The organism is Pseudomonas sp. KBN10P06128 (assembly GCF_037574945.1).
In the GTDB taxonomy this organism is placed as follows: Bacteria; Pseudomonadota; Gammaproteobacteria; order Pseudomonadales; family Pseudomonadaceae; genus Pseudomonas; species Pseudomonas aeruginosa.
The window spans coordinates 3,830,171-3,854,914 of the sequence record NZ_JBBELR010000001.1 but is presented as its reverse complement, the minus strand read 5'-3'; the positions used below and the strand labels follow the sequence as shown (position 1 = coordinate 3,854,914).

Below are 24,744 nucleotides of genomic sequence, written 5' to 3'. Positions count from 1 at the left end.
GGAGTTTGATTACTTGGGGTCTATGAACGATCTGTCACCCCACTTTTTGATCTGGTTGTATTCAGAGCCTGGTCCGTCTTTCCAGTTACCTTTGCCATATTTTTGATCCATGATGCGTTTGGCAAAGTCTTTCCCTGATTCGCCTTGATATGGCCTATCCCCTTTTGCCCAGCTTGGAACGTCTTTAGCTCCTGCCTTTCCTGAAACTCCTGGCTTGTTGACCTTCCAAGGACCTTTGGGGCCAAGTGGAGGCGCAATTCCCAAGACTGGGGTCTGTACTTCGTAGGTCCAAAGGCAATCGGAGGTTTTAAACACACGGAAGCCATAGACCATATTCCCCCATAGCCATCTATCAATGCTACTGTTCACAGACTCCTGATAAGCAAGAGCATCTGCTCGTGCCGCAGCCTCTGTTGCAAACAGATCCCCTGGAGCCAGTCCTAGTGGATCTGAAAGTCCGAGTGGATTTCCCTCTACATATCCATATGTATTTAACCCTCCTACCAACCCAATCGGATCACTCTCCACATACCGCCCAGTCTCCGGATCATAGTCGCGGAAGTAGTTGTAGTGCAGCCCGCTCTCCGCATCGTAGTACTGCCCGGGGAAGCGCAGGTTGACCTGGGTGCTGCCCTGGCTCAGCGCTTCGCCGCGGCCGAAGGCGTCGGACTGCCACTGCCAGGCGATCTGGCCGCTGGCGTCGGTGGCCAGGCGCGGGGTGTCGAGGTGGTCGCCATGGAGGTAGAGCAGGGTCGGGTTGCCGACCTTGCCCTGGGCGTCGTAGTCGGCGTCGATGGTGGCCAGCGGCAGGCTGTCCAGCCACAGGTAGTACTGGGCTCGCAGTTTCCGGCCGCTGCCGTCGTGTTCGGCTTCGCCGAGCAACTGGCCGTCGGGACCATAGAGGTAGGTGGTGACGCTCTCGGGGGTGAGCTTGACGATGCGCTGGCCGAGGGCGTTGTAGCGGTATTCGGCGACCTGCTGGCCGTCGAGGCTGACGCTTTGCAGGCGGCCCTGAGCGTCGTAGGCCAGTTTGCGTGCGGGGCGGTCCTGGGTGAGGTTGCCGGCGGCGTCGCTGGTCACCGCTTGCGCGCCGATGGCGGTCAATCGGTTGCTGTCGGGCGCGTACTGGTAGTCCTGGCTGCTGGCGGTGCCGCCTGAGGCGGGGTTGTCGCTGCGTTGGGTGCGGTTGCCGACCGCGTCGTAGGCATAGCTGCGCCCGCCCTGGACGCCGCGTTCCTCGGTCAGGCGGTCCAGCGGGTCGTACTGGTAGTCCAGGGTGCCCCAGAGGCTGTGGCGGTGCTGCTGGATATTGCCATTGGCATCGTGCTGGTAGTCGCTCTGCCAGGGGCCGACCTTCTGCCGCAGCAGTTGGTAGTCCTGGTCGTACTCGCGGCTGAGAGTGATGCCGTTGCCCCAGGTCAGGCGCAGCAGCGGGCCGAAGGGCAGGTAGGCGATCTGCCCGACCAGGGTGCTCGGCGCCTTGTCGCCTACTGCCAGGGTCACGCTGGCGACCTGGCCGCCGGCGTTGCGCGGGTAGCCGATGGCGAGGCCGGAGGGGTAGCCGATCTCCAGCAGTTGGTTGGCCGCGTCGTAGCGGTAGGTCACGCGGTCGAGCAGGGTCTGCTGGTCGAGGCGGATGCTGCGTACCTGCTCGACCAGGTTGCCGCGCTCGTCGTAGCGGTACACCAGGCTGTCGCGGGCACCTTCGATGGCGCCCAGGCGGCCGATGCCCTGGTTGCCGTCGGCGGTGAGGTCGTAGCGGTACTGTACGTCGAGGCTCGGGTCGCTCGGCGAGCGGCGCTCGACCAGCCGATTGAGGGCGTCGTAGCGATACTCGGTGACCGCACCGCGAGCGTCGGTGCGGCGGATGACGTTGCCGGCGGCGTCGTGCTCGAAGGTGGTGGTGCCGCTGTCCGGGCTGACCAGTCGGGTCAGGTTGCCGAGGCCGTCGTATTCGTAGCGGGTGGTGACGCCGCGCGGGTCCTTGACCTCGGTGAGGTTGTCCTGGGCGTCGTAGGCGAGTTGGGTCTTGCCGCCGAGAGGATCGCTCTGGCCGACCAGCCGGTCGAGGGCGTCGAAGGTCTGGCTGTGGGCGAACTGGCGCGGGTTGGTTTCGCCGACCGGATTGTCGTTGAGGTCGTAGGCGAAGCTGCGTGTCTGGCCGCCGGCGCCGACCGCACGGAGCAGCCGGCCAAGCTCGTCGTAGGCCCATTGCTGCTGGCGCACCAGGCTGCCGCTGGCGTCCTTGATGCGCTGGGCGGTGCGATTGCCCTTGGTGTCGACGTCGTATTCGAGGCGTTCGCCGAGGTTGTTGCCGATCGCCACCAGGCGCCGTGCGTCGTCGTATTCGTAGCTCAGCCAGCTGCCGTCGCCACGGGTGACGCGGGTGATCTGGCCGACCGCGTCATAGTCGAAGCGGGTGGTGCTGCCGGCGGTGCTGACGGAGGCCAGCCAGCCGTCGACGCCGGTGTAGGCGAGGCTGCTGGTGACGCCGTTGGCATCGGTGATGCTGCCGGGCTTGCCGCGCTCGTCATAGTCGCCGAGGCGGGTGACCTGGCCGAGGGCGTTGGTCACTTGGGTCAGGTTGCCGCGACTGTCGTAGGCATAGAGGGTGACGTCCTGCACATCGGTGCGCGGACCGTCGGCGCGCTCGATCAGGCCGAGGGCGTTGTAGCTGTAGCTCCAGGCGCGCTCGGCCGCCTGGGCGGGCAGGGCGAGGGCGCAAGCCAGGGCGAGGGCGCCGAGACGAGGGAAGTATGGGGGGATGCGCATGGGTGTCGTCCTTGTCAGCGGGTGGTGACGGTCTCGCCGGTCTTGCGTCCCTCGGCGTCGTACTGGTAGCGGGTGATCCGGCCGGGCTCGCTGACCTGCACCGGGAGGAACAGGGTCGGGTGCCAGTCGGTTGTGATGGTGCGCGCCTGCGCAGTGCCGGCGGCCTCGGTGCGCGAGGTCTCCAGGCCACGGGCGTTGTACTGGTAGGTGGTCAGGTTGCCGTTGTTGTCGCGTTTGCTGGCCAGTTGACCGCGGCTGGTATAGGTGAAGGATGAGTTGCTACTGGGGCAGTCGACCGAAGGCTCGCCAATTATCGCGATGATACGTTGGAGACCCTGTAGGTTTTGGAATCGATAACGGGTCACTTTGCCCAGTTCGTTGGTAACGGTAGTCGAACCATCATTGTTGTAGACGATTTGAATCTTCTCCATGCCGCCGGCATGTTCGCTCGAAATAGCTCTGCCTTGATCGTCGTAGGACCAAGTCGCGAATCGTATGCCGCGTTCATCGGTGAGGCCGGTTAGTAGTCGAGGATTGTGCTCGTCCTCGTAATGATAGAGACGTGTTTTGCTCATGCCATTCAAGGTGACTTGGGACTTGATCAACTGCCCACTCGTACTGTAGTCGTAACGCCCTTCAACAGAGCTTGATCGGAAACCAAGTGGCTGGTTGTTCTCGTCTTGAGTGAGTTCAAGAGAATTTCCGAAGTTGTCTGTCACGAAGACCTTGTTCTGACTATAGGAGATGCTGCGCTGTACTCCCGACTGTAGGTTCTGTCGTATCAGAGCACCCCTGTCGTTGAAAATGAACTGGTCGTTATTTTTCGCGGAATATATCCAGCGATTGTCTAGCTTGATCAGGCTGCCCAGTTCGGTTGCTTCTGCCGTAATAGTTCCGTTGTTCAGGCTGAAAGTATTTAGCCTGCCGGTCTCTCTGGTGAGATAGATGGTACTCCTCGGTAGGTCAATGTCCAAACGCATGGAGAAGTTGTGCCGCCAGTAGCCATCAAGACTGTTGTAATTTCGGCTGAGGATCAGGGCGTTCCCTCTACCGCCCCGCAGATCTATTTCTTCCTGATATTTATTGCCAATAGCGAAATTTATAGGGTTTCCTCCGTACGGCGATGGGCAAGATATATCAGAAGGACCTTTGTTCTTGGCGGGCTGTGTTTTGATAACGCAAGTTTTCCTGATCTGCTTGGGAGCGATAGTCTCAGATCTAGGCCAATAATCTTCGGGGCATGTCCATACTGTTTGAGTGCCCAGGGAGCCTGCTGGGGCTGGTGGGTTAATAGTTACGATGCCGGCAGCATTTATGCTTTGACTAATGGAGTGTCTTATTAGTGAGTGGCTATTGTATTCTCCATTGGTTTTTCCGAATATCTCACTGCCTTCTGCATGGGTGATGATGAACTTGGTACAGCTATATACTGCTTTGCTTGTGCATTGCTTGAATATTTTTTCTTGTTTTTCGTTTATCTTTAGTATTACTTCTGTTAATGTTTCTTCGATGATGGTAAGGAAGGTGTCGTTGGCGAATTTATATTTCTTTTTTGGTTCAAGAATTGCGCCGGGAGATGCGTATGTCATTGTCGAAAAAGCGGCAGCTATGCACAAGACAAGGCTTGAGTAGGTGCGAGGTGGCTCTGAGTCTAGAGGAGGTTTCGTCATGTCAATTTCTTTTGGAGTAAGCTTGTTTTAGTTTAAGGTCACTGCTGGTTCGTCTCGCATACCGAAAAGAAGTCTTCATTGGTTCGCCATGATTCCTTCACTGGTTCTGCGTCCCTCGGCGTCGTACTGATAGCGGGTGCTCCGGCTGGGCTCGCTGACCTGGACCGGGAGGAACAGGGTCGGGTGCCAGTCGGTTGTGATGGTGCGCGTCTGCGCAGTGCCGGCGGCCTCGGTGCGCGAGGTTTCCAGACCGCGGGCGTTGTACTGGTAGGTGGTCAGGTTGCCGTTGTTGTCGCGTTTGCTGGTGAGCAGACCCTGGTCATCGTAGGTGAAGGTGGAATTGCTGCCGGGGCAGTTGGGCGAGGGTTCGCCTTCGATGGCAACGATGCGCTTGATGCCCTGGATCACTTGGAAGCGGTAGGTGGCCTGCTTGCCGTATTCGTTGGTGACGGTGGTGGAGCCGTCATCGTTGTAGGCGAGGGTGACCTTTTCGGCGCCGTTGGCGTGTTCGCTGGAGATGGCGCGGCCTTGGTCGTCGTAGGTCCAGGTGGCGTAACGCGTGCCTTGTTCGTCGATGATTCCAACCATTAACCCGGCATTGCCACTGTCAGCATAGAGATACTTCCGGGTGCGGTTGAGTCCTTGGGACGTGGTTTTCTTCGAAACCAGCCTGGCGCCCCCGTCATATAGATATTCCACTTTCAGGGAACCGTTGTAATCGACGAGGTAGGGTTGTTTCGTTGCGTTCCAGGAAACGGTTAGGGTGTTTCCGAACCCATCTTTAGCCTTGGTGGTGGAGAGGTTCGGATAGGTTATCGTGATGACCTGCCCCCTGACTTTCCTCTGGATAAGCCGGCCCTGGACATCGAAAAGTGAGCTGGTTCCGTCCCTATAGTCATACCTCCAGCCTGCCTGGTCTTTTGAAAGTGTACCCGTCGTTGCGTCGGACGATATTGCGCCGTCAGTCAGCCTGAATAGTTCCTGACGACCATCGGGTAGAGATAGGGAAATATTTTCGCCTACTATTTTTAAGCCTTCCTGGAAGGTGTTCGTCCACATTCCGGTAATGCTGTTGTAGTATCTCTCGAACTGGAGAGGGGAGTGCGACGGATCTATATCGGTTTCACGTTGAAATTTATTGCCGATACTGGCATTTATAGGGTTTCCCTGGAAAGATGAGGGGCCTTGGCATCCGTTTTCGTTGGGGATTCCCGCGTTCTTTCGATCGGAGACGTCAGTGGGGCACTCGTACCGGCCATTGAAAAGGTTGTATGGGCAGCCAGTTGGAGGAGCCTGAGTAACGTTTACAGCCGTGCCGGAGGCCCCCCACCAGTTAGGATTTCCGTAGGTAGCAGTGCCGGATGTAGCTGCTAGCGGAGACTTTCTGAATATGCTGATGCTGCAAAAAAATGAATTGTATCGGGCATCTATAAGTGTTTTTCTGCTGATGTACCCTAGAACTACGTGACCACCCTTCAGATTGCTATCTATATAGTACCTGTCGCTGGCCGCGCAAGCGGCTTCGAGCGAGGGTTGTCGCCTATCTGGATATGGCACGTGTCCAGGTTGTCCAGGGGCTGGTCCTGAAACTGAAAGCTCCCAGCCTTCCTCCGCATGCACTACGGCGATGAATGTATTTAACAGGAGAAAAGCGAGAGCTTTGTACATTTCCATTCCTTGAAGTCTATTTGCACTGCTGATTATCAACGAGACTCAGCATCACTATAGATTGAACACCAGATGAACATCCTCCGGCTCCAACCGATACAACTCCTCATCCGGTTCCATGCACAGCCGGCATCCGAGTCTCGTATAAAAATCCACCGTGTTCTGCGACGGCGTAGCCGAAACGTAGAGCGCGCTGGCGCCGAGGTGGCGGGCCTGGGTGGCGGCGAGGTGGAAGAGGTGGGCGCCGAGGCCGCGGCGGCGGTAGGCGTGGCTGAGGTGGAGGAACTTCAGTTGCAGCCAGTCGCGCTCGGGGCCGAGGCGGCGCGGGTCGAGGACTACCGCGCCGATCAGGCGGCCCTGGTCGAACAGGCCGAGGAACCAGCCGCCGCGGTCGAAGCAGTCGAGCAGGATCGGCGTGTAGTGCTCGGCCTCGCCCTCCGGCCAGCCGCGCATGTCGTAGAACTCGGGGCGCAGCACCAGTTGGCCGGCCTCGACGGAATACAGGTGTTCGATCACTTCGCTGCGATCGATCTCCCAGACCAGGGGGATTTCGTCGCGGCGCAGCAGGCGTTCTTCGGTCATCGTGGTTTCCTTGCGCTGAGGCCGTACATCAGCGGCAGGCGCGGACGATCGGCGGGCGGCAGCATGCGTCCGCCGCCGCCGTCGCGCATGCCGTCGAAGCCGGCCCAGCCGTTGGCGTAGGGGTATTCCTCCAGCCGTTCGAGTTGCAGGCCGGCGCCGAGCAGGGCGCCGATCACATCGGCCAGGCCCCACTGGAACTCGTAGCTGGGATGAGGGTTGCTGAAGTTCTCGACGCCGGCGCGGTAGCCGGAGGGCGCCAGGCTGGCGCCGGACTCGGCGACGTAGTCGCTGACGCCGCTCTCGGCGATCGGCTCGCGGCTGAAGTAGTCGTAGGCCGGTTGCCAGTGTGGGTCGAAGTACAGGGCGAAAGGGTGGAACTCCACCAGGACGAAGCGCCCGCCGGGAACCAGTACCTGGGCGATGCCGTCGGCCCAGCGCTTGAGGTCGGAGAGCCAGACCAGCGTGCCGTAGGAGGCGAAGACCCGTTCGAAGCGTTCGCCGCGAGTGGCGGCGACGGGCAGCCAGCGGAGGATGTCGTCGCGCTGGAAGTCGGCGGCGATGCCGCTGTCGCGGGACAGCTGGCGGGCGAAGTCGATGGCGCTGTCGGCGATGTCGACCCCGGTGACGCGGGCGCCAAGGCGCGCCAGGCTCAGGCTGTCCTGTCCGGCGTTGCATTGCAGATGCAGCAGGCGCAGGCCGTCGAGATGGCCGAGCAGTTGCAGTTCCTCGGGATAGAGCGTGGAACCGCCGTTGCGGAAGAAGGCGGCCTGGTCGGCCTTGTGGCTGTTGTGCGCCCGGGTGGCGGCGTTCCACGACAGCCGGTTGGCCTCGTGCAGGTCGGATCGCATGGTTCGACTCCTTCCCTGGAGTGCGCCACCGCGCGGATGGCGGGTCCGGGGGATTACATGTCCTTGATGCTGCGCACCTGGTCCTTGTTGACGCGGGTGCGCTTGCCGTCCAGTTGCTCCAGTTCGTAGAAGCCGGAACTACGATCATAGCGCGGGGTATCCACCGCCTGGATCTCGCGGCCATCGTTGAGGGTGACGATGGTCGGGGTGGAGCAGCCGGCCAGGACGGCGAATGCGGACGAGAGCAACAGGGCGGGCAGCAGACGGGAGGTCATCGGAATTTTCCTTCGGACGGTTTTCGAGGCGGCGGATTCTACTCCAGTCGCGGCGCAACCGCTCTAGCCTGGATCACAGCGGCAAATTTCCGCTGCGATCGTACGTCTCTTCCGGTGAGCCGCCCGGATGGCGGCGCCTATTCGAAGGGAGATTCCATGTCTGCCGTTTCCACCTCGTTGTTGCTTTTCCTCAACCTGCTGACCCCGGCCCAGGCCGCCCAGCCCGTGCCGCTGGCCGATGGCCGCATCGAGATCGCTGCCGGCGAGAGCCGCCAGCGCTACCTCGACCTTGCCCCCGGCGAGTTGCAGTTGCTCGACCTGGAGGTCGACCGCGGCCGCGTCCGCCTGCGCGCCACCACGCCCGACGGCAAGGCGTTGCGCGCGACGGAGCTGGCCGGACGCCAGTCGCTCGGTCTGCAGGCCGGCGAGCGCCAGGGCCTGCGCCTGACCTTCAGCGCCGACGAAGACACCGCACTGACCCTGATCCCCACCCAGCGCCTCACCCCGCAGACCCCGGCGCTTGATTCGCCGGCGCCGCAGAGCCCGACCCTGCAACGCCTGCAGGCGGAGCTTGCGGAAAAGCGCTCCGGCGCGCTGAAGGCGTTCTGGAAGCAGGTGGCGAAGCAGGGCACGCCGCTGGTGGAGCCGCTGGATGCCGAACGTGTGCTGGTCACCTTCCTCTGGCGCCAGCAGCGTCCCGGCGACGTGCGCCTGCTGTGGCCGACCCCGGAGGTCAACACCCGCCGCTTCGAGGCCCTGGCCGGCAGCGACGTGCGCTACCTGAGCCTGCCGCTGCGCCGCGACGCGCGGGTTTCCTACCAGCTCAGCGCCGACCTGCCGGACCTGCAACAGGCCGATCGCGGCACCTTGCGCCTGGCGTTGCAGGCGGCGGCGCGGCCGGACCCGCTGAGCCGTACGCCGTGGCTCAACAGCCGCGCGCTGCCGCGGGCCGAGCAGGCCTCGCTGGTGCAGCTCGGCGGCGCCCCTGCCGAGACCTGGGACCAGCCGCGCAAGGACGTGCCGCGCGGCAAGGTGGAGCGCCTCGGCTATAGCAGCCAGGCCCTGGCCAACCAGCGCCAGCTGACGCTCTACACGCCGCCGGGCTACGACCCAGAGGGCCAGCGCTATCCGCTGCTGGTGCTGTTCGACGAGGACCACTACGCGCGCGACGTACCGACCCCGACCATCCTCGACAACCTGATTGCCGCCGGGCGTATCCGCCCGACCCTGGCGGTAATTGTCGGCAATGTCGATGCCAGCAGCCGGGGCCGCGAGCTACCCTGCAACGAGGCCTTCGCCGACATGCTCGCCCACGAGCTGCTGCCCTGGTTGCAGCAGCGCTATGCATTGAGCGAGGAGCCTGCCGATCGCGTGCTTTCCGGTTCCAGCTACGGCGGGCTGGCCTCGGGCTGCATCGCCTACCGTTACCCAGAACGCTTCGGCAAGGTGCTGAGCCTGTCCGGCTCGTTCTGGTGGGGGCCGGACGAGCAGCAGCCGCAGTGGCTGGTACGGCAGTTCGCCGCTGGCGAGCGTTTGCCGCTGGTGTTCTTCCTCAGTTCCGGCCTGCTCGAGGAGCCCGAGGCGGACGGCATTCTCGGCAGCAACCGCAGCCTGCGCGCGGCGCTGCAAGGCAAGGGCTACCCGCTGCACTACCGCGAGTTCCCCGGCGGTCACGACTACGCGGCGTGGAGCCTGGAGCTTGCCGAAGGGTTGCAGGCCTTGTTGCCGGCGCATTGAGCCGGCTGGCTGGCGTGGGGCGGATAGCTGCTTGCGGTTATCCGCCGTGCCGCGGCCTGGAGGTGGGGGAAGGCTGTCCGGAGCGTGTTCGCAATGCCCACCGCGTTGCGGAATCGGAAAAAATCGCCCAGGGCCATTTGCCAGCGTCGGCGGATAGGGGACAATCGGCGTTCGCCTCAATCGAACGACAAGGATGTTCTCGATGCGCCGACTCTTGCGCCCGGTATTCTGCGCCGCGCTCTTCTGCCTGTACCCAGCGCTGGTCCAGGCTGCCGCCGAAAGCGAAATCCTCGGCCTGTTCCAGCGCTGGCAGTCCGCCCACGGGCAGCGCAGCGGCAAGGCCCTGGAAGGGGTCTATGCGCCGCGCCTGGACTACTATGGCCGCGCGCAGACGCGCGAGCGCACCCTCTCCGCCAAGCAGGCCTTCTTCGCCCGCCATCCCGACTTCGAGCAGCGCATCGTCGCTGCGCCGCAGATCGTGTCGGGCGACCAGGAAGGCCGCTACGAGGTGCGCTTCGTCAAGCAGGTACGCCTCGACGGACGCCTGCGCAACTATCCGGGGCTGCTCCTGGCCGAGCGCGCCGGGCCGGGCGATACCTGGCGCTTCGTCGGCGAGAGCGACGAGATCACCCGCTACGCCGTCGACCCGCGGTACACCCCGCTGGCTCGCGGCCGCTTCGCCGGTACCGAGGCGGACTTCGCCTGGGTCGTGGCCCACGCGCCGAACAGCGCCGCCTTGTGCGACGAATACGAGGATTGCCGCTGCGACCTCTGGAGCGCCGACGCGCGCGTCCCGCCCAAGCCGCTGGGCAGTTGCACCGGCGCGGTGCTCAGCGTCCTCGGCGGCCTCGACGACAGCGGCCGCGAGCGCCTGCAACTGCTGCGTACCTGGTGGACCAGCACCTGGACCAAGTCGTCGCTGCTGGAAATCCGCGACGGCCAGTGGGTGCGGGTGCTGCCGGACATCTCCACCACCTGGGACGATGCCGAGGCCGAACTGGTGCTGTACAAGGCCGACCCGCAGCAGCCGGGCCGAGTGCTGGTGACCGAAACCGTGATGGACGACGAGGGCGACTGGAGCCACCGCACCCGCAGCGAGGCGCTGCGCCCCGTACCCTGACGCCGGCCCCTTGGGCTGGGCGGCGCCAGGCCGTACAATCGACGGCTTTATGGCGAGCGTCGCCGCAGTCCAGGTTCCCGCATGCGCATCCACGTCTCCTTCATCGACCGTGTCGGCATCACCCAGGAGGTGCTGGCGCTGCTGGGTGGGCGCAACCTGAACCTGGATGCGGTGGAAATGGTGCCGCCGAACGTCTACATCGACGCGCCGACCCTCAGTCCCGACGTGCTGGAGGAACTGCGCGCAGCGCTGCTGGGCATCCGTGGCGTGCAGGCGATGACCGTGGTCGACATCCTTCCCGGCCAGCGCCGCCGCTTGCAGCTCGATGCGTTGCTGGCGGCGATGGCCGATCCGGTGCTGGCGGTGGACGGCAAGGGCCTGGTGCTGCTGGCCAACCCGGCCTTCAGCGAGCGCTGCGGACGCGACCCGGCCGGCGAGCGGCTGGCCAGCCTGTTCGACGATGAAACCCTGGAGGATGCGCTGGTCGAGCAGGGCTTCCGCCTGCCGCTGCGCGAAGTGACCTTCATGGGCCAGGCCCTGCTGCTCGATGCCACGCCGATCACCGAAGGGCCGGGCGAGGGCGAGCGGCACCTGGCCGGCGGCCTGTTGACCCTCTACGAACCGAACCGCATCGGCGAGCGCCTGGCGGCCTTGCACCATGACCATGCCGAGGGGTTCGAGATGCTCCTCGGCGATTCCCAGCCGATCCGCACCCTGAAGACCCGTGCGCAGCGCGTGGCGGCGCTCGACGCGCCGCTGCTGATCCACGGCGAGACCGGTACCGGCAAGGAACTGGTGGCGCGCGGCTGTCACGCCCTGAGTGCGCGGCACAACTCGCCGTTCCTGGCGCTGAACTGCGCGGCGTTGCCGGAGAACCTGGCCGAAAGCGAGCTGTTTGGCTACGCCCCCGGCGCCTTCACCGGCGCCCAGCGCGGCGGCAAGCCGGGCCTGCTGGAGCTGGCCCACCAGGGCACGGTGTTCCTCGACGAGATCGGCGAGATGTCCCCCTATCTGCAAGCCAAGCTGCTGCGCTTCCTCAGCGACGGCAGCTTCCGCCGGGTCGGCGGCGACCGCGAGGTGAGGGTCGACGTGCGGATCCTCAGCGCCACCCACCGCAACCTGGAGAAGATGGTCGCCGAGGGCAGCTTCCGCGAGGACCTGTTCTACCGCCTCAACGTGCTCAGCCTGGAAGTCCCGCCGTTGCGCGAGCGCGGCCACGACATCCTGCTGCTGGCGCGGCACTTCATGCAGCAGGCCTGTGCGCAGATCCAGCGCCCGGTGTGCCGGCTGGCGCCGGGCACCTACCCGGCGCTGCTGAACAACCGCTGGCCGGGCAACGTGCGCCAGTTGCAGAACGTGATCTTCCGCGCCGCTGCGATCTGCGAGAGCAGCCTGGTGGATATCGGCGACCTGGAGATCGCCGGCACCGCCGTGGCGCGGCAGAACGACGGCGAGGTGGGCAGCCTGGAGGAGGCGGTGGAGGGCTTCGAGAAAGCCCTGCTGGAGAAGCTCTACGTCAGCTATCCATCGACCCGCCAGTTGGCGGCGCGCCTGCAGACCTCGCACACCGCCATCGCCCACCGCCTGCGCAAGTACGGCATCGGCCCGCGCGCCTGAAGCGGGCTCAGCCCTCGCTGGAATACACCGGCTTGCCGGCGAACCAGGTCTTCAGCACCTTGGTTTCGCCCAGTTGCGTCTCCGGCACCTCGAACACGTCGCGGTCGAGGACGATGAAGTCCGCCTGCTTGCCCGGCTCCAGGCTGCCGATCCGGCGCTCCAGGCCGATGGTCCGCGCAGCGTTGCGGGTGTAGGCGTAGAACATGGTCTGGCGGTCCAGGCGTTCGCCGGCGTTGAGCACGCCCTGCGGGCCCTTGCGGGTCACCGCCTGCTGGATGGCCTTCCACGGCGACAGGCTGGACACCGGCCAGTCGCTGGCCCCGGCGATGGTCGCGCCCTTGCTCAGCAGGGAGTGCGCCGGGTACTGGTAGCGGTAGGCGAAGGCGCTGATGTAGGGCTTCATCAGGTCCACCGTGGTTTCGTCGGCGGCGGCCCAGTACAGCTGCATCGAGGCGATCACGCCGAGCGGCCTGAAGCGCTCGAATTCCTTGGGATTGACCAGTTGCAGGTGGGTGATCGAATGGGCGATGCCGCTGTCGCGGTCGCGCCGCGCCTGCTGCATGCCGTTCAGCGCCTCGCGCACCGCGCGGTCGCCGATGGCGTGGACGTGGACCAGCCAGCCGCGGGCGTCGGCGGCGCTGACCAGTTCGCCGAAGTGCGCCGGGTCGATCAGCAGTTCGCCCGTCTTCCTGCTGTTGCGGTAGGGCTCGAGGAGCGCGGCGGTCTGCGCCGGGTATTCCGGTACGCCGTCGGCGAACACCTTGATTCCCGGCAGGGTCAGGTTGGGGCTGCCGAGGAAGCGCTGGCGCACCTTGTCCAGCACCTCGAGGTCGGCCGGCCGGCTGCGTGGGTTGGCGACCAGGAGGGCGGCGACGTGGGCGCTGAGTTCGCCGCCCTTGGCCAGCCGCTGGTAGACCGGTAGCACGCCGACGGTGTTCTCGTCGGGCCTGAGGCTGAACAGGGCGTCGCCCGGCGAGCCATTGGCGGCCGGGTCCATCCATGCGGTCAGGCCCAGCGAGTTGCTGTAGCGCACCGCGCTGCGTCCGGCTTCTAGCATCTGTTCCGCGCTCGGCGCCGGCAGTACCGCGAGCACCGCGTCGAGACCGGCATCGGCGAGGAAGCCGTTGGGGGTGGCGTCGGCGTCGTGGCCGATGGTGTTGCGCTGTTCCTCGGGCAGGGCGCGGACCCGCGCGGCGTCGATGCCGGCGCGTTTCAGCATGGCGGCGTTGGCCCAGCCGGTGTGGTGGTCGCTGCCGATGAAGGCCAGCGGCTGGTCGGCCCATTCGCCGTGGTCGAAGCGCGCGCGGAAGTCCTTGACCTGGCTCCAGTAGGCGGTATGCATGCCGCTGACATTGAGCATGTCGCCATGTCGCGCCTTGCCGTTGTCGCGCCAGGCGCGCAGGCGCCGCTCCAGTTCGTCGAGGCCGACCTGTTCGTTGCCCATGTCCGCGCCGGCCAGCTCCAGGCCGCCGAACACCGCGTGCGAATGGGTGTCGATCAGGCCGGGCATCAGGCGCTTGCCGCCGAGATCGACGACCTGGCTGTCGCCATCGGCCAGGGCGCGCAGCCCGGCCTCGTCGCCGACCGCGAGGATCCGCCCGTCCTCCACCGCCAGGGCCTCGGCGAAGGGTTGCTGCGGATTGGCGGTGAAGATCCTGGCGTTGACCACCAGCAGGTCGGCGGCGCCGAGGGCGTGCAGGGGGATGGCCAGGCAGGCGCCGGCGAGGAGGGTGGGAATCCGTTGCTTCATGGTGGTTTCCTTTGCTTCTTGGTCTTGTGTAGCGTGGCCCGGGCAAGGCGAGACTAGCCAAAGCGCCGGCCCGGCAGAACCGGGCGCGGCGCACAACACTTGTGCCGGAACGGAAGGAGTCGATGGACAAATTGAATGCCCTGGCGATGTTCGTCGCCACTGCCGAAACCGGTAGCTTCAGCCGTGGCGCCGAGCGCCTGGGCAAGACGCCCTCGGCGCTGACCAAGGCCGTCGCCCACCTGGAAGCGGAACTCGGCGCCCGCCTGTTCGAGCGCACCACCCGCAGCCTGGCGCTGACCGAGGCCGGGCAGATCTACCTGGAGGCGGCTCGTCAGTCCCTGGAAACGCTGCGCACGGCGGGGCAGGAGATCGAACTGCTGGAGTCGGAGTTGCGCGGCGAACTGCGCCTCGCCGCGCCGCCGTCGTTCGCCGCGGCGTTCCTCCAGCAGGCCTGCGCCAGCTTCCTCGAGGCGCATCCGAGGATCAGCCTGCGGGTGGACCTCGACGAAACCTTTCTCGATCTCAGCGAAGGCGGCTACGACCTCGGCCTGCGCGACGGCCCCATCGACCTGCCGGGGCTGGTGGCGCGGCCGCTGGCGCCGAACCAGATCGTGCTTTGCGCCAGCCCCGCCTACCTGGCGCGGCAACCCGCGCCGCAAGGCCCGGAGGACTTCGAGCGGCACGCCTGGCTGGTCTTCCAGCACCCTTCGCTGAACCAGAACTTCTGGTGGATGGAACGCGACGGCGCCCGCCAGCGTATCGACCAGCCGCGCCCGCGACTGGCCAGCGACAACTACGACTTCCTGCTCGCCCACCTGCTGGCCGGGCTGGGCCTGCAGTTCTGTCCGCAGTGGAGTGTCGCGCCGCTGCTCGGCGAAGGGCGGCTGGTGCGCCTGCTCGGCGACTACCACTTCGACCCGGGGCCGTTCGGGCCCTCCATCCATGTCCTCTATCCGGGGCACCGGCGCAACACGCGGAAGGTCCGCGCGTTCCTCGAGCACCTGCGCGCCAGCTTGCAGCGACAGGGGCTGTGCCATCGGCTGTAACGCTTCGGTTACGAGTGGAACGAATTCGTTCCGATTGCAGGAAAAACCTTTGCTATCAGGCGTTTGCGCTCTGGTTCGGGAAATGTCCGGCGGGTCTGTAACGAAAGCGTTCCATGGCGGCCCTGTCCGGGTTTCCCCCGCGCCCGGCCACGCCCCGTGGCGACAGGGCCGGGGCCGCTTGGCACCCTGCTTGCTACGGGCTGCCGCAGAACAAAGTCCCGTCCCGACCGGGCGACCCGCTGACAATGAGGATCCAGCATGAGCAAGTTGCGCTTTACCACCGACCACGAATGGCTGCGCCAGGACGACGACGGGCTGCTGACCGTCGGCATCACCGCCTACGCCCAGGACGCCCTCGGTGACGTGGTATTCGTGCAGTTGCCGGAACTCGGCGAACACGCCGCCGGCAGTGAAGTGGCGGTGCTGGAGTCGGTCAAGGCCGCCAGCAACATCCTGATGCCGCTGGACGGCGAGGTGGTGGCGATCAACGACGCGCTGCCGGACGCCCCGGAGCTGGTCAACCAGGACCCGCTCGGCGAGGCCTGGTTCTTCCGCTTCCGTCCGGCCGACGCCGGCGCCTGGGAAAAGCTGCTCGACCAGGCCGCCTACGACCGCCTGCTGAACGCCAACGCCGACGCCTGAGGATCCCGTCATGACCGATAACCTGAACCTCGGCGCCATCGACCTGGGCACCGACGACGAATTCATCGCCCGCCATATCGGCCCGCGCGCCGCCGACACCCAGGCCATGCTCCAGCGCCTGGGCTACGACTCGCTGGACGCGCTGATCGGCAACGTGATCCCGGACAGCATCAAGGGTAGCAGCGTGCTCGACCTGCCGGCCGGCATGGGCGAGGCCGAGGCGCTGGCCAGCCTGAAGGCGATCGCCGCGCGCAATCGCGCGTTGCGTTCCTTCATCGGCCAGGGCTACTACAACTGCCACACCCCGGCACCGATCCTGCGCAACCTGCTGGAGAACCCGGCCTGGTACACCGCCTACACGCCGTACCAGCCGGAAATCTCCCAGGGCCGCCTGGAGGCGCTGCTGAACTTCCAGACCCTGGTCAGCGACCTCTCCGGCCTGCCGATCGCCAACGCCTCGATGCTCGACGAGGCGACCGCCGCCGCCGAGGCCATGACCTTCTGCAAGCGCCTGTCGAAGAACCGCACCAGCCAGGCATTCTTCGCCTCCCGCCATTGCCACCCGCAGACCCTCGACGTGCTGCGCACCCGTGCCGAGCCGCTGGGCATCGAGGTGGTGGTCGGCGACGAGAGCGCCATCGAAGACTTCTCCGCCTACTTCGGCGCGTTGCTGCAATACCCCACCTGCGACGGCGAGATCGTCGACTATCGCGAACTGGTCAGCCGCTTCCATGCGGTCGATGCGCTGGTCGCGGTGGCCGCCGACCTGCTGGCGCTGACCCTGCTGACCCCGCCGGGCGAGTTCGGCGCCGACGTAGCCATCGGCAGCGCCCAGCGCTTCGGCGTGCCGCTCGGCTTCGGCGGCCCGCACGCGGCCTATTTCGCCACCCGCGACGCCTTCAAGCGGGACATGCCGGGACGCCTGGTCGGCGTCTCCATCGACCGCCACGGCAAGCCGGCCTACCGCCTGGCCATGCAGACCCGCGAGCAGCACATCCGCCGCGAGAAAGCCACTAGCAACATCTGCACCGCCCAGGTACTGCTGGCCAACATCGCCAGCATGTTCGCCGTCTACCACGGCCCGCAGGGCCTGCTGCGCATCGCCCGGCGCACCCACCGGCTGACCGCGATCCTCGCCGCCGGCCTGGAGCGCCTGGGCGTGGCCGTCGAGCAGAAGCATTTCTTCGACACCCTGAGCCTGGCCACCGGCGCGCGTACCGCGGCGATCCATGCCAAGGCCCGCGCCGCCGGGATCAACCTGCGCGAGATCGATGCCGGCCGTCTCGGCCTGTCGCTCGACGAGACCGTCCGCCAGGCCGATGTGGAGACCCTCTGGGGCCTGCTGGCCGAAGAGGGCCAGGCGCTCCCGGACTTCGCCGCCCTTGCCGCCAGCATTGGCGACCGCCTGCCGGCCGCGCTGCTGCGCCAGTCGGCGATCCTCAGCCACCCGATCTTCAACCGCCATCACTCGGAAACCGAGCTGATGCGCTACCTGCGCAAGCTGGCGGACAAGGACCTGGCGCTGGACCGCACGATGATCCCGCTGGGCTCCTGCACCATGAAGCTGAACGCCGCCAGCGAGATGATCCCGGTGACCTGGGCCGAATTCGGCAACCTGCACCCGTTCGCCCCGGCCGAGCAGAGCGAAGGCTACCGCCAGCTCACCGACGAACTGGAGGCGATGCTCTGTTCCGCCACCGGCTACGACGCCGTGTCGTTGCAGCCCAACGCCGGCTCCCAGGGCGAGTACGCCGGCCTGCTGGCGATCCGTGCCTACCACCAGAGCCGCGGCGACAGCCAGCGCGACATCTGTCTGATCCCGTCCTCCGCCCACGGTACCAACCCGGCTACCGCCAGCATGGTCGGCATGCGCGTGGTGGTGGTGGCCTGCGACGCGCGCGGCAACGTCGACGTCGAGGACCTGCGCAACAAGGCCAGCGAGCACAAGGAACGCCTGGCCGCGCTGATGATCACCTATCCGTCCACCCATGGCGTGTTCGAGGAAGCGATCCGCGAGATCTGCGCCATCGTCCACGACTGCGGCGGCCAGGTGTACATCGACGGCGCCAACATGAACGCCATGGTCGGCCTGTGCGCCCCGGGCAAGTTCGGTGGCGACGTTTCCCACCTGAACCTGCACAAGACCTTCTGCATCCCCCACGGCGGCGGCGGCCCGGGCGTCGGCCCGATCGGCGTGCGCGCGCACCTGGCACCGTTCCTCCCCGGCCACGCTCGCGGCGAGCGCAAGGAAGGCGCGGTGAGCGCGGCGCCGTACGGCAGCGCGAGCATCCTGCCGATCACCTGGATGTACATCCGCATGATGGGCGGCGAAGGCCTCAAGCGCGCCTCGGAAATGGCCATCCTCAATGCCAACTACATCGCCCACCGCCTGGAGGAGCACTACCCGGTGCTCTACGCCGGCGGCAACGGCCTGGTCGCCCACGAATGCATCCTCGACCTGCGTCCGCTCAAGGACAGCAGCGGGATCAGCGTCGACGACGTGGCCAAGCGCCTGATGGACTTCGGCTTCCATGCGCCGACCATGTCCTTCCCGGTGGCCGGCACGCTGATGATCGAGCCCACCGAGAGCGAGTCGAAGGCCGAGCTGGACCGCTTCTGCGACGCGATGATCCGCATCCGCGAGGAAATCCGCGCGGTGGAACGCGGCGAGCTGGACAAGGAAGACAACCCGCTGAAGAACGCGCCGCACACCGCCGCCGAACTGCTCGGCGAATGGAACCATGCCTACAGCCGCGAGCAGGCCGCCTATCCGCTGGCCAGCCTGATGGAGGCCAAGTACTGGCCGCCGGTGGGCCGCGTCGACAACGTCTACGGCGACCGCAACCTGACCTGCTCCTGCCCGCCGATCGAGGCGTACAGCGAGGAGTGACGGACGAGGAGGGCGCCGCCAGCGGCGGCGTCCTCGCGTTTCCGGCGATACCCCTTTCCCGGCGCCGCGCTTGCGTAGCGGCGCCGCGGCCACGCTCGCGCCAGCGGGCGTCCTGACACCGACACGACAAGAGGCCAGCGCCATGTTCAGCAAGCACGACCAGCTCCAGGGCTACGACGACGAACTGCTCGCCGCGATGGACGCCGAAGACCGGCGGCAGGAAGACCACATCGAACTGATCGCCTCGGAGAACTACGCCAGCAAGCGGGTCATGCAGGCGCAGGGCAGCGGCCTGACCAACAAGTATGCCGAGGGCTATCCGGGCAAGCGCTACTACGGCGGCTGCGAACACGTCGACAAGGTCGAGCGGCTGGCCATCGACCGCGCCAGGCAGCTGTTCGGCGCCGACTATGCCAACGTCCAGCCGCATTCCGGTTCCTCGGCCAACGCCGCGGTGTACCTGGCGCTGCTCAACGCCGGCGACACCATCCTCGGCATGAGCCTGGCCCACGGCGGCCATCTCACCCACGGCGCCAAGGTGTCCTCCTCCGGCAAGCTGTACAACGCCGTGCAGTACGGCCTGGACACCGCTACCGGGCTGATCGACTACGACGAAGTCGAGCGCCTGGCCGTGGAGCATAAGCCGAAGATGATCGTCGCCGGCTTCTCCGCCTACTCCAAGACCCTCGACTTCCCGCGCTTCCGCGCCATCGCCGACAAGGTCGGCGCGCTGCTGTTCGTCGACATGGCCCACGTTGCCGGGCTGGTCGCTGCCGGCCTCTACCCGAACCCGATCCCCTTCGCCGACGTGGTCACCACCACCACCCACAAGACCTTGCGCGGTCCGCGCGGCGGTCTGATCCTGGCGCGCGCCAACGAGGAGATCGAGAAGAAGCTCAACTCCGCGGTATTCCCCGGCGCCCAGGGCGGCCCGCTGATGCACGTGATCGCGGCCAAGGCGGTGTGCTTCAAGGAAGCGCTGGAGCCGGGCTTCAAGGACTACCAGGCGCAGGTGATCCGCAACGCCAAGGCGATGGCCGAGGTGTTCATCGGGCGCGGCTACGACGTGGTTTCCGGTGGCACCGACAACCACCTGATGCTGATCAGCCTGGTGAAGCAGGGGCTGACCGGCAAGGCCGCCGACGCGGCGCTCGGAGCGGCGCACATCACGGTGAACAAGAACGCCGTGCCGAACGATCCGCAGAGCCCGTTCGTCACCTCCGGCATCCGCATCGGCACCCCAGCGGTGACCACTCGCGGTTTCCGCGAGGGCGAGTGCCGCGAACTGGCTGGCTGGATCTGCGACATCCTCGACGATATCGACAATCCCGAGGTCGGCGAACGGGTCAGGGGCCAGGTCGGCGAATTCTGCCGGCACTTCCCGGTCTACGCTGATTGAACAGGAACGCCGCCGTGGTGGCGGCCAATCCGCAAGCGGAGACGAGCATGTCCCTGAGTGTCTTCGATCTGTTCAAGATCGGCATCGGGCCGTCCAGCTCCCACACCGTGGGGCCGATGCGTGCCGCCGCGCGCTTCGCCGAGGGGCTGAGGCGCGAGGGGTTGCTGGAGGCCACTGCCAGCGTCAAGGTCGAGCTGTACGGCTCGCTCGGCGCCACCGGCAAGGGCCACGGCAGCGACAAGGCGGTACTGCTCGGCCTGGAGGGCGAGCAGCCGGACACGGTGGATACCGCCGCGATTCCCGCCCGGCTCGATGCCATCCGTTCCAGCGGCGAGCTGCGCCTGCTCGGCGAGCGGCCGATCCGCTTCGTCGAGAAGGAACACCTGGCGCTGATCCGCAAGCCGCTGGCCTACCATCCCAACGGCATGATCTTCCGTGCCTTCGACGCCGCCGGCCTGCAGGTCCGCAGCCGCGAGTACTACTCGGTGGGCGGCGGTTTCGTGGTCGACGACGAGGCCGCCGGCCTCGACCGCATCGTCGAGGACCGCACGCCGCTGGCGTTCCCCTTCAAGACCGCGCGGCAACTGCTCGACCATTGCGTCCGCGAAGGCCTGTCGATCAGCCAGTTGATGGCCGAGAACGAGAAGGCCTGGCGCCCCGCCGAGGAAACCCGCGCCGGCCTGCTGCGTATCTGGCAGGTGATGCAGGATTGCGTCGAGGCCGGCTGCCGCAACGAGGGCATCATGCCCGGCGGACTGAAGGTCAGGCGCCGCGCGGCGGCGCTCCACCGCCAGTTGTGCCAGCGGCCGGAGGCCGGCCTGCGCGACGCCCTCAGCGTGCTCGACTGGGTCAACCTCTACGCCCTGGCGGTGAACGAGGAGAACGCCAGCGGCGGCCGCGTGGTGACCGCGCCGACCAACGGCGCGGCGGGGATCATTCCGGCGGTGCTGCATTACTACGCGCGCTTCATCCCCGGGGCCGACGACGATGGCGTGGTGCGCTTCCTGCTCACCGCCGCGGCGATCGGCATCCTCTACAAGGAAAACGCCTCGATCTCCGGCGCCGAGGTCGGTTGCCAGGGCGAGGTCGGGGTGGCCTGCTCGATGGCCGCCGGGGCGCTCTGCGAAGTGCTCGGCGGTAGTGTGCAGCAGGTCGAGAACGCCGCCGAGATTGGCATGGAGCACAACCTCGGGCTGACCTGCGACCCGGTCGGCGGGCTGGTCCAGGTGCCCTGCATCGAACGCAACGCGATGGCTTCGGTGAAGGCCATCAACGCGGCGCGCATGGCCCTGCGCGGCGACGGCCAGCACTTCATCTCTCTCGACAAGGTCATCCGCACCATGCGCCAGACCGGCGCCGACATGAAAAGCAAATACAAGGAAACCGCGCGCGGCGGCCTCGCCGTGAACATCATCGAATGCTGAACCGCGCCGCTGCGCCGGCGCTTCTTTTTTCTTTCCCGACAATCGATCGCGGCTCTCCGGCAGACAGGAGGCCGGGATGCCATGGAGTGAAACATGACCGCAGAAACCCTCGCCAAGACGCCCCTGCACGCCCTGCACCTGGAACTGGGGGCGAAGATGGTGCCCTTCGCCGGCTACGACATGCCGGTGCAGTACCCGGCCGGGGTGCTCAAGGAGCACCTGCACACCCGTGAGCAGGCCGGTCTGTTCGATGTCTCGCACATGGGCCAGATCCGCCTGGTGGGCGCCGATGCGGCGCTGGCGCTGGAAAGCCTGGTGCCGGTGGACATCCTCGATCTGCCGGTGGGCCAGCAGCGCTACGCGTTGTTCACCGACGAGCAGGGCGGGATCCTCGACGACCTGATGGTGGCCAACCTCGGCGATTGCCTGCTGCTGGTGGTCAACGCCGCCTGCAAGCACCAGGACCTGGCGCACCTGCGTCGTCACCTGGAGGGCCGTTGCAGCGTCGAGCCGCTGTTCGAGGAGCGTGCCTTGCTCGCCCTCCAGGGACCGGCGGCGGTGCGGGTGCTGGAGCGCCTGGCGCCGCAGGTGGCGCAGATGACCTTCATGCAGTTCGCCCGTGTCGAGCTGCTCGGCCAGGAGTGCTACGTCAGCCGCTCCGGCTATACCGGTGAAGACGGCTACGAGATCTCCGTGCCCGCCGCCCATGCCGAGGCCCTGGCGCGGCGCCTGCTGGCCGAGCCGGAAGTGGCGCCGATCGGCCTCGGCGCGCGCGACTCGCTGCGCCTGGAAGCCGGCCTGTGCCTCTACGGCCACGACATGGACAGCGCCACCACGCCGGTCGAAGCCAGCCTCGGCTGGGCCATTTCCAAGGCGCGTCGCGCCGACGGCGTGCGCGCCGGCGGGTTCCCCGGCGCCGAGCGGATCTTCGCCCAGCAGGCGCAGGGCGTTGCCAGCAAGCGCGTCGGTTTCCTGCCGCAGGGGCGGATGCCGGTGCGCGAGGGCGCCGAGATCGTCGATGCCCAGGGCCGGGCGATCGGCAAGGTCAGCAGCGGCGGTTTCGGTCCGAGCCTCAACGCGCCGTTGGCCATGGGCTACGTGCCGAACGAACTGGCCGGCCTGGGCAGCGAGGTGACGGCGATGGTGCGCGGCAAGCCGGTGACCCTGGTGGTCAGCAAGATGCCCTTCGTGGCGCAGCGCTACTACCGCGGTTGAGCCCCTGGCCCTCTCTCGCTTCGGCGGGAGAGGGCGGCGACCGGCCTCACGGGTGTTTCGGCCGCTGCCGTTGCAGGCCGAGCTTCTTGGCTCGGTGGAATACCGCCGCGCGGGTCTTGCCGGTCTGCTGCGCGCACCATAGCGAACCGCGCTGCTGGTAGTGCTGGCGCAGCAGGTCTTCCTCGGACTTGCTCCAGATCGCATTGTTGCGGTCGCGCTGGCTGTGCGGGGAAAGCTCCTCGGCCTTGCTGGCGACACTCTGGTAGCTGCGGCCGAGCATGTAGGCGCACCAGGCCAGGCTGCGCTTGCTGCCGTGGCGGCGGATGAACTCGACCTCTTCGCTGGACCAGGCGGCCGGTGCCTTCGGCGGCGCCTTGCGGTCCAGCGAGCGGGCGAGGGCGGCGCGGGCGCGCGCCACCGCCTGGTCGCCGGGATTGTTGCGGCGGGTCACGCCGAGGGCGCGGCGCCAGCGTCCCACCAGGCTCGGACTGAAACCCCACCAGAACTGCACCGACTCGGCGCATTCGGTACGTACCGCGCGCAGCAGGTCGCCGCAGAGGATCGGCGAAGGGCGGCCGCTGCGCTTGCGCGTCGGCCAGCGGAACAGGCCGTCGGTGAAGCCGCCGACTTCCACGGCGCCTTCCAGTTCGTCGACCAGCCAGTCACCGGGGATCACCAGTGGGCTGGTGTAGGGCGCGCCGAGCAGCAGGTGGTTGATGGTAGCGACAGAGGTAGGGGTGTCTGCAGTCATGGGACGATCCTTGCTGATACCGGGCCAGCTGGGCTGGCCATATCCCTGAGAGCGGCGTCGCTGCGGCGTGGCGGGCGACGGCGCGTTCGCTTCCCGTGGTTCGGGCGGTCTTCCGGCGGAGGGCGACTGCCTGTCGCGCCTCCTTGGGAATGGGCTAGAGGCCGTGCTCATGGACGGGCTCCACGATAGATGCGCCAGGCCAGCCGGCCGGGACGGGCGGCGATCGCCGCGTCCACCTCGATGCGCGGCAGGTCCAGCGGGTCGCAACGGGTATCCACCAGGCCATTGCGCGCGCCGAAGGCGAAGCGGTAGCCAAGCCGGCCGAGGGCGGCGCGCAGGCCGGGTTGCGCAGGCGTCGCGGCGGGCGTGGCGCGAGCTTGGCAGAACACCGGCAGAGGGGCGGCGCAATGCTGCTGGAGCTGGCGGTGGGCGCGGCCGAGACAGTCCTCGGCGCAAAGGCCTGTCGCTGGGTGCGGGTCCTGGCCGTGCAGGCCGAAGCGAACCAGGCCGCTGTTTTCCAGGCGGCGGACCCGTTCCCAATCGCCCGCGCCGTACGCCGCGGGGGCCGTGCAGGCCGCGCGCAAGGCCTGCTGCGAAGCCGGGTCGAGGCGTTCCAGCTTGCGCAGGAGGAGGTCGAGGCTACGGCTGCGACGCTGGTCGTCGCCGGTGCGTTCGAGCACCCGCATGAGCGCAGCGCCGCCGTAACGCTCCAGCAGTTCCAGCAATGGCTCGGCGGTAGCCGCATCGGCCTGCCAGAGGGTGTCGGCGACCGCTTCGCGCCAACTGCGCGGGTCGCCGCCGATGAAGGCGCTCGCTGGCATTTCGTAGCGCTCCAGCAGCGGGTAGACCAGCTCGGCCAGTTCCGCAGGGTTGCCGTCGACGCTCAGGGCGATCCGCAAGCAGGCTGGAGCGGGGCTCTCGAGCAGGTGTTCCAGGGGCACGCAGAGGAAGTGCCGCTGTAGCCACAGCAGCAGGGTTTCCAGGCCCTGACGGTCGAGGCAGCGCCCTTGCCGGTGCGGCAGGGCCGCGCGCCGGCGATCCGCGACTACCCGTCCCAGGCGCAGCACGATGCCGTTCTGGCGCAGCCGGCGCTGGCCCACGGAGGAGTTCAGGAACGTCATCCCGATCAGGCTTCGCATGGCATCCCCCGGCTCATCGACGATCCGTCACCGGCGATGGTTCCGCGTGCGCGGCAGGGCTTTCGCCAGCCTGTCCGGACGCTGCGCCGTGAACTCCGGCCCCGGCGGTCGATTCGGTCATGGGCGAGCCTCCTGGGTAATCCGCACAAACGTTTGCTGCGGCCACGCCAACGCGTGGCTCGAACCGGGGCTTGGCGGG

General features: G+C 66.6%; 18 protein-coding genes. 9 read left to right on the top strand and 9 right to left on the bottom strand.

Features of this window, described 5'->3' with window-relative positions; all coding sequences use genetic code 11:
• Positions 1-9: 9 nt before the first annotated feature.
• The 6 genes from VQ065_RS17965 to VQ065_RS17940 form a co-directional block, all read right to left on the bottom strand.
• On the bottom strand, positions 10-2,772 hold the full coding sequence (locus tag VQ065_RS17965; RefSeq protein ID WP_023098654.1) for an RHS repeat domain-containing protein: 2,763 nt from the start codon (positions 2,770-2,772) through the stop codon (positions 10-12).
• Positions 2,773-2,786: 14 nt separating this feature from the next.
• Positions 2,787-4,442 carry a DUF6531 domain-containing protein gene (locus tag VQ065_RS17960; RefSeq protein WP_219857781.1) on the bottom strand — a complete coding sequence of 552 codons (1,656 nt, stop codon included), beginning with the start codon at positions 4,440-4,442 and terminating at the stop codon, positions 2,787-2,789.
• Positions 4,443-4,517: 75 nt separating this feature from the next.
• Positions 4,518-5,651, bottom strand: coding sequence for a DUF6531 domain-containing protein (locus tag VQ065_RS17955; protein WP_369700459.1), 1,134 nt, complete (start codon positions 5,649-5,651; stop codon positions 4,518-4,520).
• Positions 5,652-6,164: 513 nt separating this feature from the next.
• Entirely contained in the window at positions 6,165-6,692 is a 528-nt protein-coding gene (locus tag VQ065_RS17950; RefSeq protein WP_003089734.1) for a GNAT family N-acetyltransferase, read from the bottom strand.
• Positions 6,689-7,540 carry a class I SAM-dependent methyltransferase gene (locus tag VQ065_RS17945; protein WP_003089732.1) on the bottom strand — a complete coding sequence of 284 codons (852 nt, stop codon included), beginning with the start codon at positions 7,538-7,540 and terminating at the stop codon, positions 6,689-6,691. The genes VQ065_RS17950 and VQ065_RS17945 overlap by 4 nt, the downstream gene beginning before the upstream one ends.
• A gap of 53 nt (positions 7,541-7,593) precedes the next feature.
• Positions 7,594-7,815: a YgdI/YgdR family lipoprotein gene (locus tag VQ065_RS17940; RefSeq protein ID WP_003089729.1), complete on the bottom strand. Its 222-nt coding sequence runs from the start codon at positions 7,813-7,815 to the stop codon at positions 7,594-7,596.
• Positions 7,816-7,971: 156 nt separating this feature from the next.
• Between VQ065_RS17940 and VQ065_RS17935 the strand changes: the two genes are divergently transcribed.
• From VQ065_RS17935 to VQ065_RS17925, 3 genes are all read left to right on the top strand, one after another.
• On the top strand, positions 7,972-9,552 hold the full coding sequence (locus VQ065_RS17935; RefSeq protein WP_014603852.1) for an alpha/beta hydrolase: 1,581 nt from the start codon (positions 7,972-7,974) through the stop codon (positions 9,550-9,552).
• A gap of 202 nt (positions 9,553-9,754) precedes the next feature.
• Positions 9,755-10,672: a hypothetical protein gene (locus VQ065_RS17930; RefSeq protein WP_003089727.1), complete on the top strand. Its 918-nt coding sequence runs from the start codon at positions 9,755-9,757 to the stop codon at positions 10,670-10,672.
• Positions 10,673-10,753: 81 nt separating this feature from the next.
• Positions 10,754-12,289, top strand: coding sequence for a sigma-54-dependent transcriptional regulator (locus tag VQ065_RS17925; RefSeq protein ID WP_003089726.1), 1,536 nt, complete (start codon positions 10,754-10,756; stop codon positions 12,287-12,289).
• Positions 12,290-12,296: 7 nt separating this feature from the next.
• Here VQ065_RS17925 and VQ065_RS17920 read toward each other — a convergent pair whose 3' ends face one another.
• Positions 12,297-14,039, bottom strand: coding sequence for an amidohydrolase (locus tag VQ065_RS17920; RefSeq protein WP_003089724.1), 1,743 nt, complete (start codon positions 14,037-14,039; stop codon positions 12,297-12,299).
• A gap of 122 nt (positions 14,040-14,161) precedes the next feature.
• On the opposite strand from VQ065_RS17920, the gene VQ065_RS17915 reads away from it, so the two are divergent.
• From VQ065_RS17915 to gcvT, 6 genes are all read left to right on the top strand, one after another.
• Positions 14,162-15,085: a LysR family transcriptional regulator gene (locus VQ065_RS17915; RefSeq protein ID WP_003089722.1), complete on the top strand. Its 924-nt coding sequence runs from the start codon at positions 14,162-14,164 to the stop codon at positions 15,083-15,085.
• 258 nt (positions 15,086-15,343) lie between these two features.
• The gene (gene gcvH / locus VQ065_RS17910; protein ID WP_003089718.1) at positions 15,344-15,727 is read left to right on the top strand and encodes a glycine cleavage system protein GcvH; all 384 of its coding nucleotides are present in this window, start codon (positions 15,344-15,346) and stop codon (positions 15,725-15,727) included.
• Between the two features lie 10 nt (positions 15,728-15,737).
• Positions 15,738-18,617 (top strand): aminomethyl-transferring glycine dehydrogenase, encoded by a 2,880-nt coding sequence (gene gcvP, locus VQ065_RS17905; RefSeq protein WP_003089715.1) that lies wholly within the window; start codon positions 15,738-15,740, stop codon positions 18,615-18,617.
• Positions 18,618-18,759: 142 nt separating this feature from the next.
• Positions 18,760-20,016 carry a serine hydroxymethyltransferase gene (gene glyA, locus VQ065_RS17900; RefSeq protein WP_003162506.1) on the top strand — a complete coding sequence of 419 codons (1,257 nt, stop codon included), beginning with the start codon at positions 18,760-18,762 and terminating at the stop codon, positions 20,014-20,016.
• Between the two features lie 47 nt (positions 20,017-20,063).
• Complete coding sequence (locus tag VQ065_RS17895; protein WP_003112071.1) at positions 20,064-21,440, top strand: L-serine ammonia-lyase; 1,377 nt, start codon at positions 20,064-20,066, stop codon at positions 21,438-21,440.
• 93 nt (positions 21,441-21,533) lie between these two features.
• Positions 21,534-22,655, top strand: coding sequence for a glycine cleavage system aminomethyltransferase GcvT (gcvT, locus tag VQ065_RS17890; protein ID WP_003089701.1), 1,122 nt, complete (start codon positions 21,534-21,536; stop codon positions 22,653-22,655).
• Between the two features lie 46 nt (positions 22,656-22,701).
• Here the strand turns inward: gcvT and VQ065_RS17885 are convergent, their stop codons facing one another.
• Both VQ065_RS17885 and VQ065_RS17880 read right to left on the bottom strand, forming a co-directional pair.
• The gene (locus VQ065_RS17885; protein ID WP_003139207.1) at positions 22,702-23,577 is read right to left on the bottom strand and encodes a hypothetical protein; all 876 of its coding nucleotides are present in this window, start codon (positions 23,575-23,577) and stop codon (positions 22,702-22,704) included.
• A complete protein-coding gene (locus VQ065_RS17880) occupies positions 23,574-24,545 on the bottom strand; it encodes a polysaccharide deacetylase family protein (RefSeq protein ID WP_003139209.1) in 972 nt (323 codons plus the stop codon). The genes VQ065_RS17885 and VQ065_RS17880 overlap by 4 nt, the downstream gene beginning before the upstream one ends.
• Positions 24,546-24,744 lie beyond the last annotated feature (199 nt).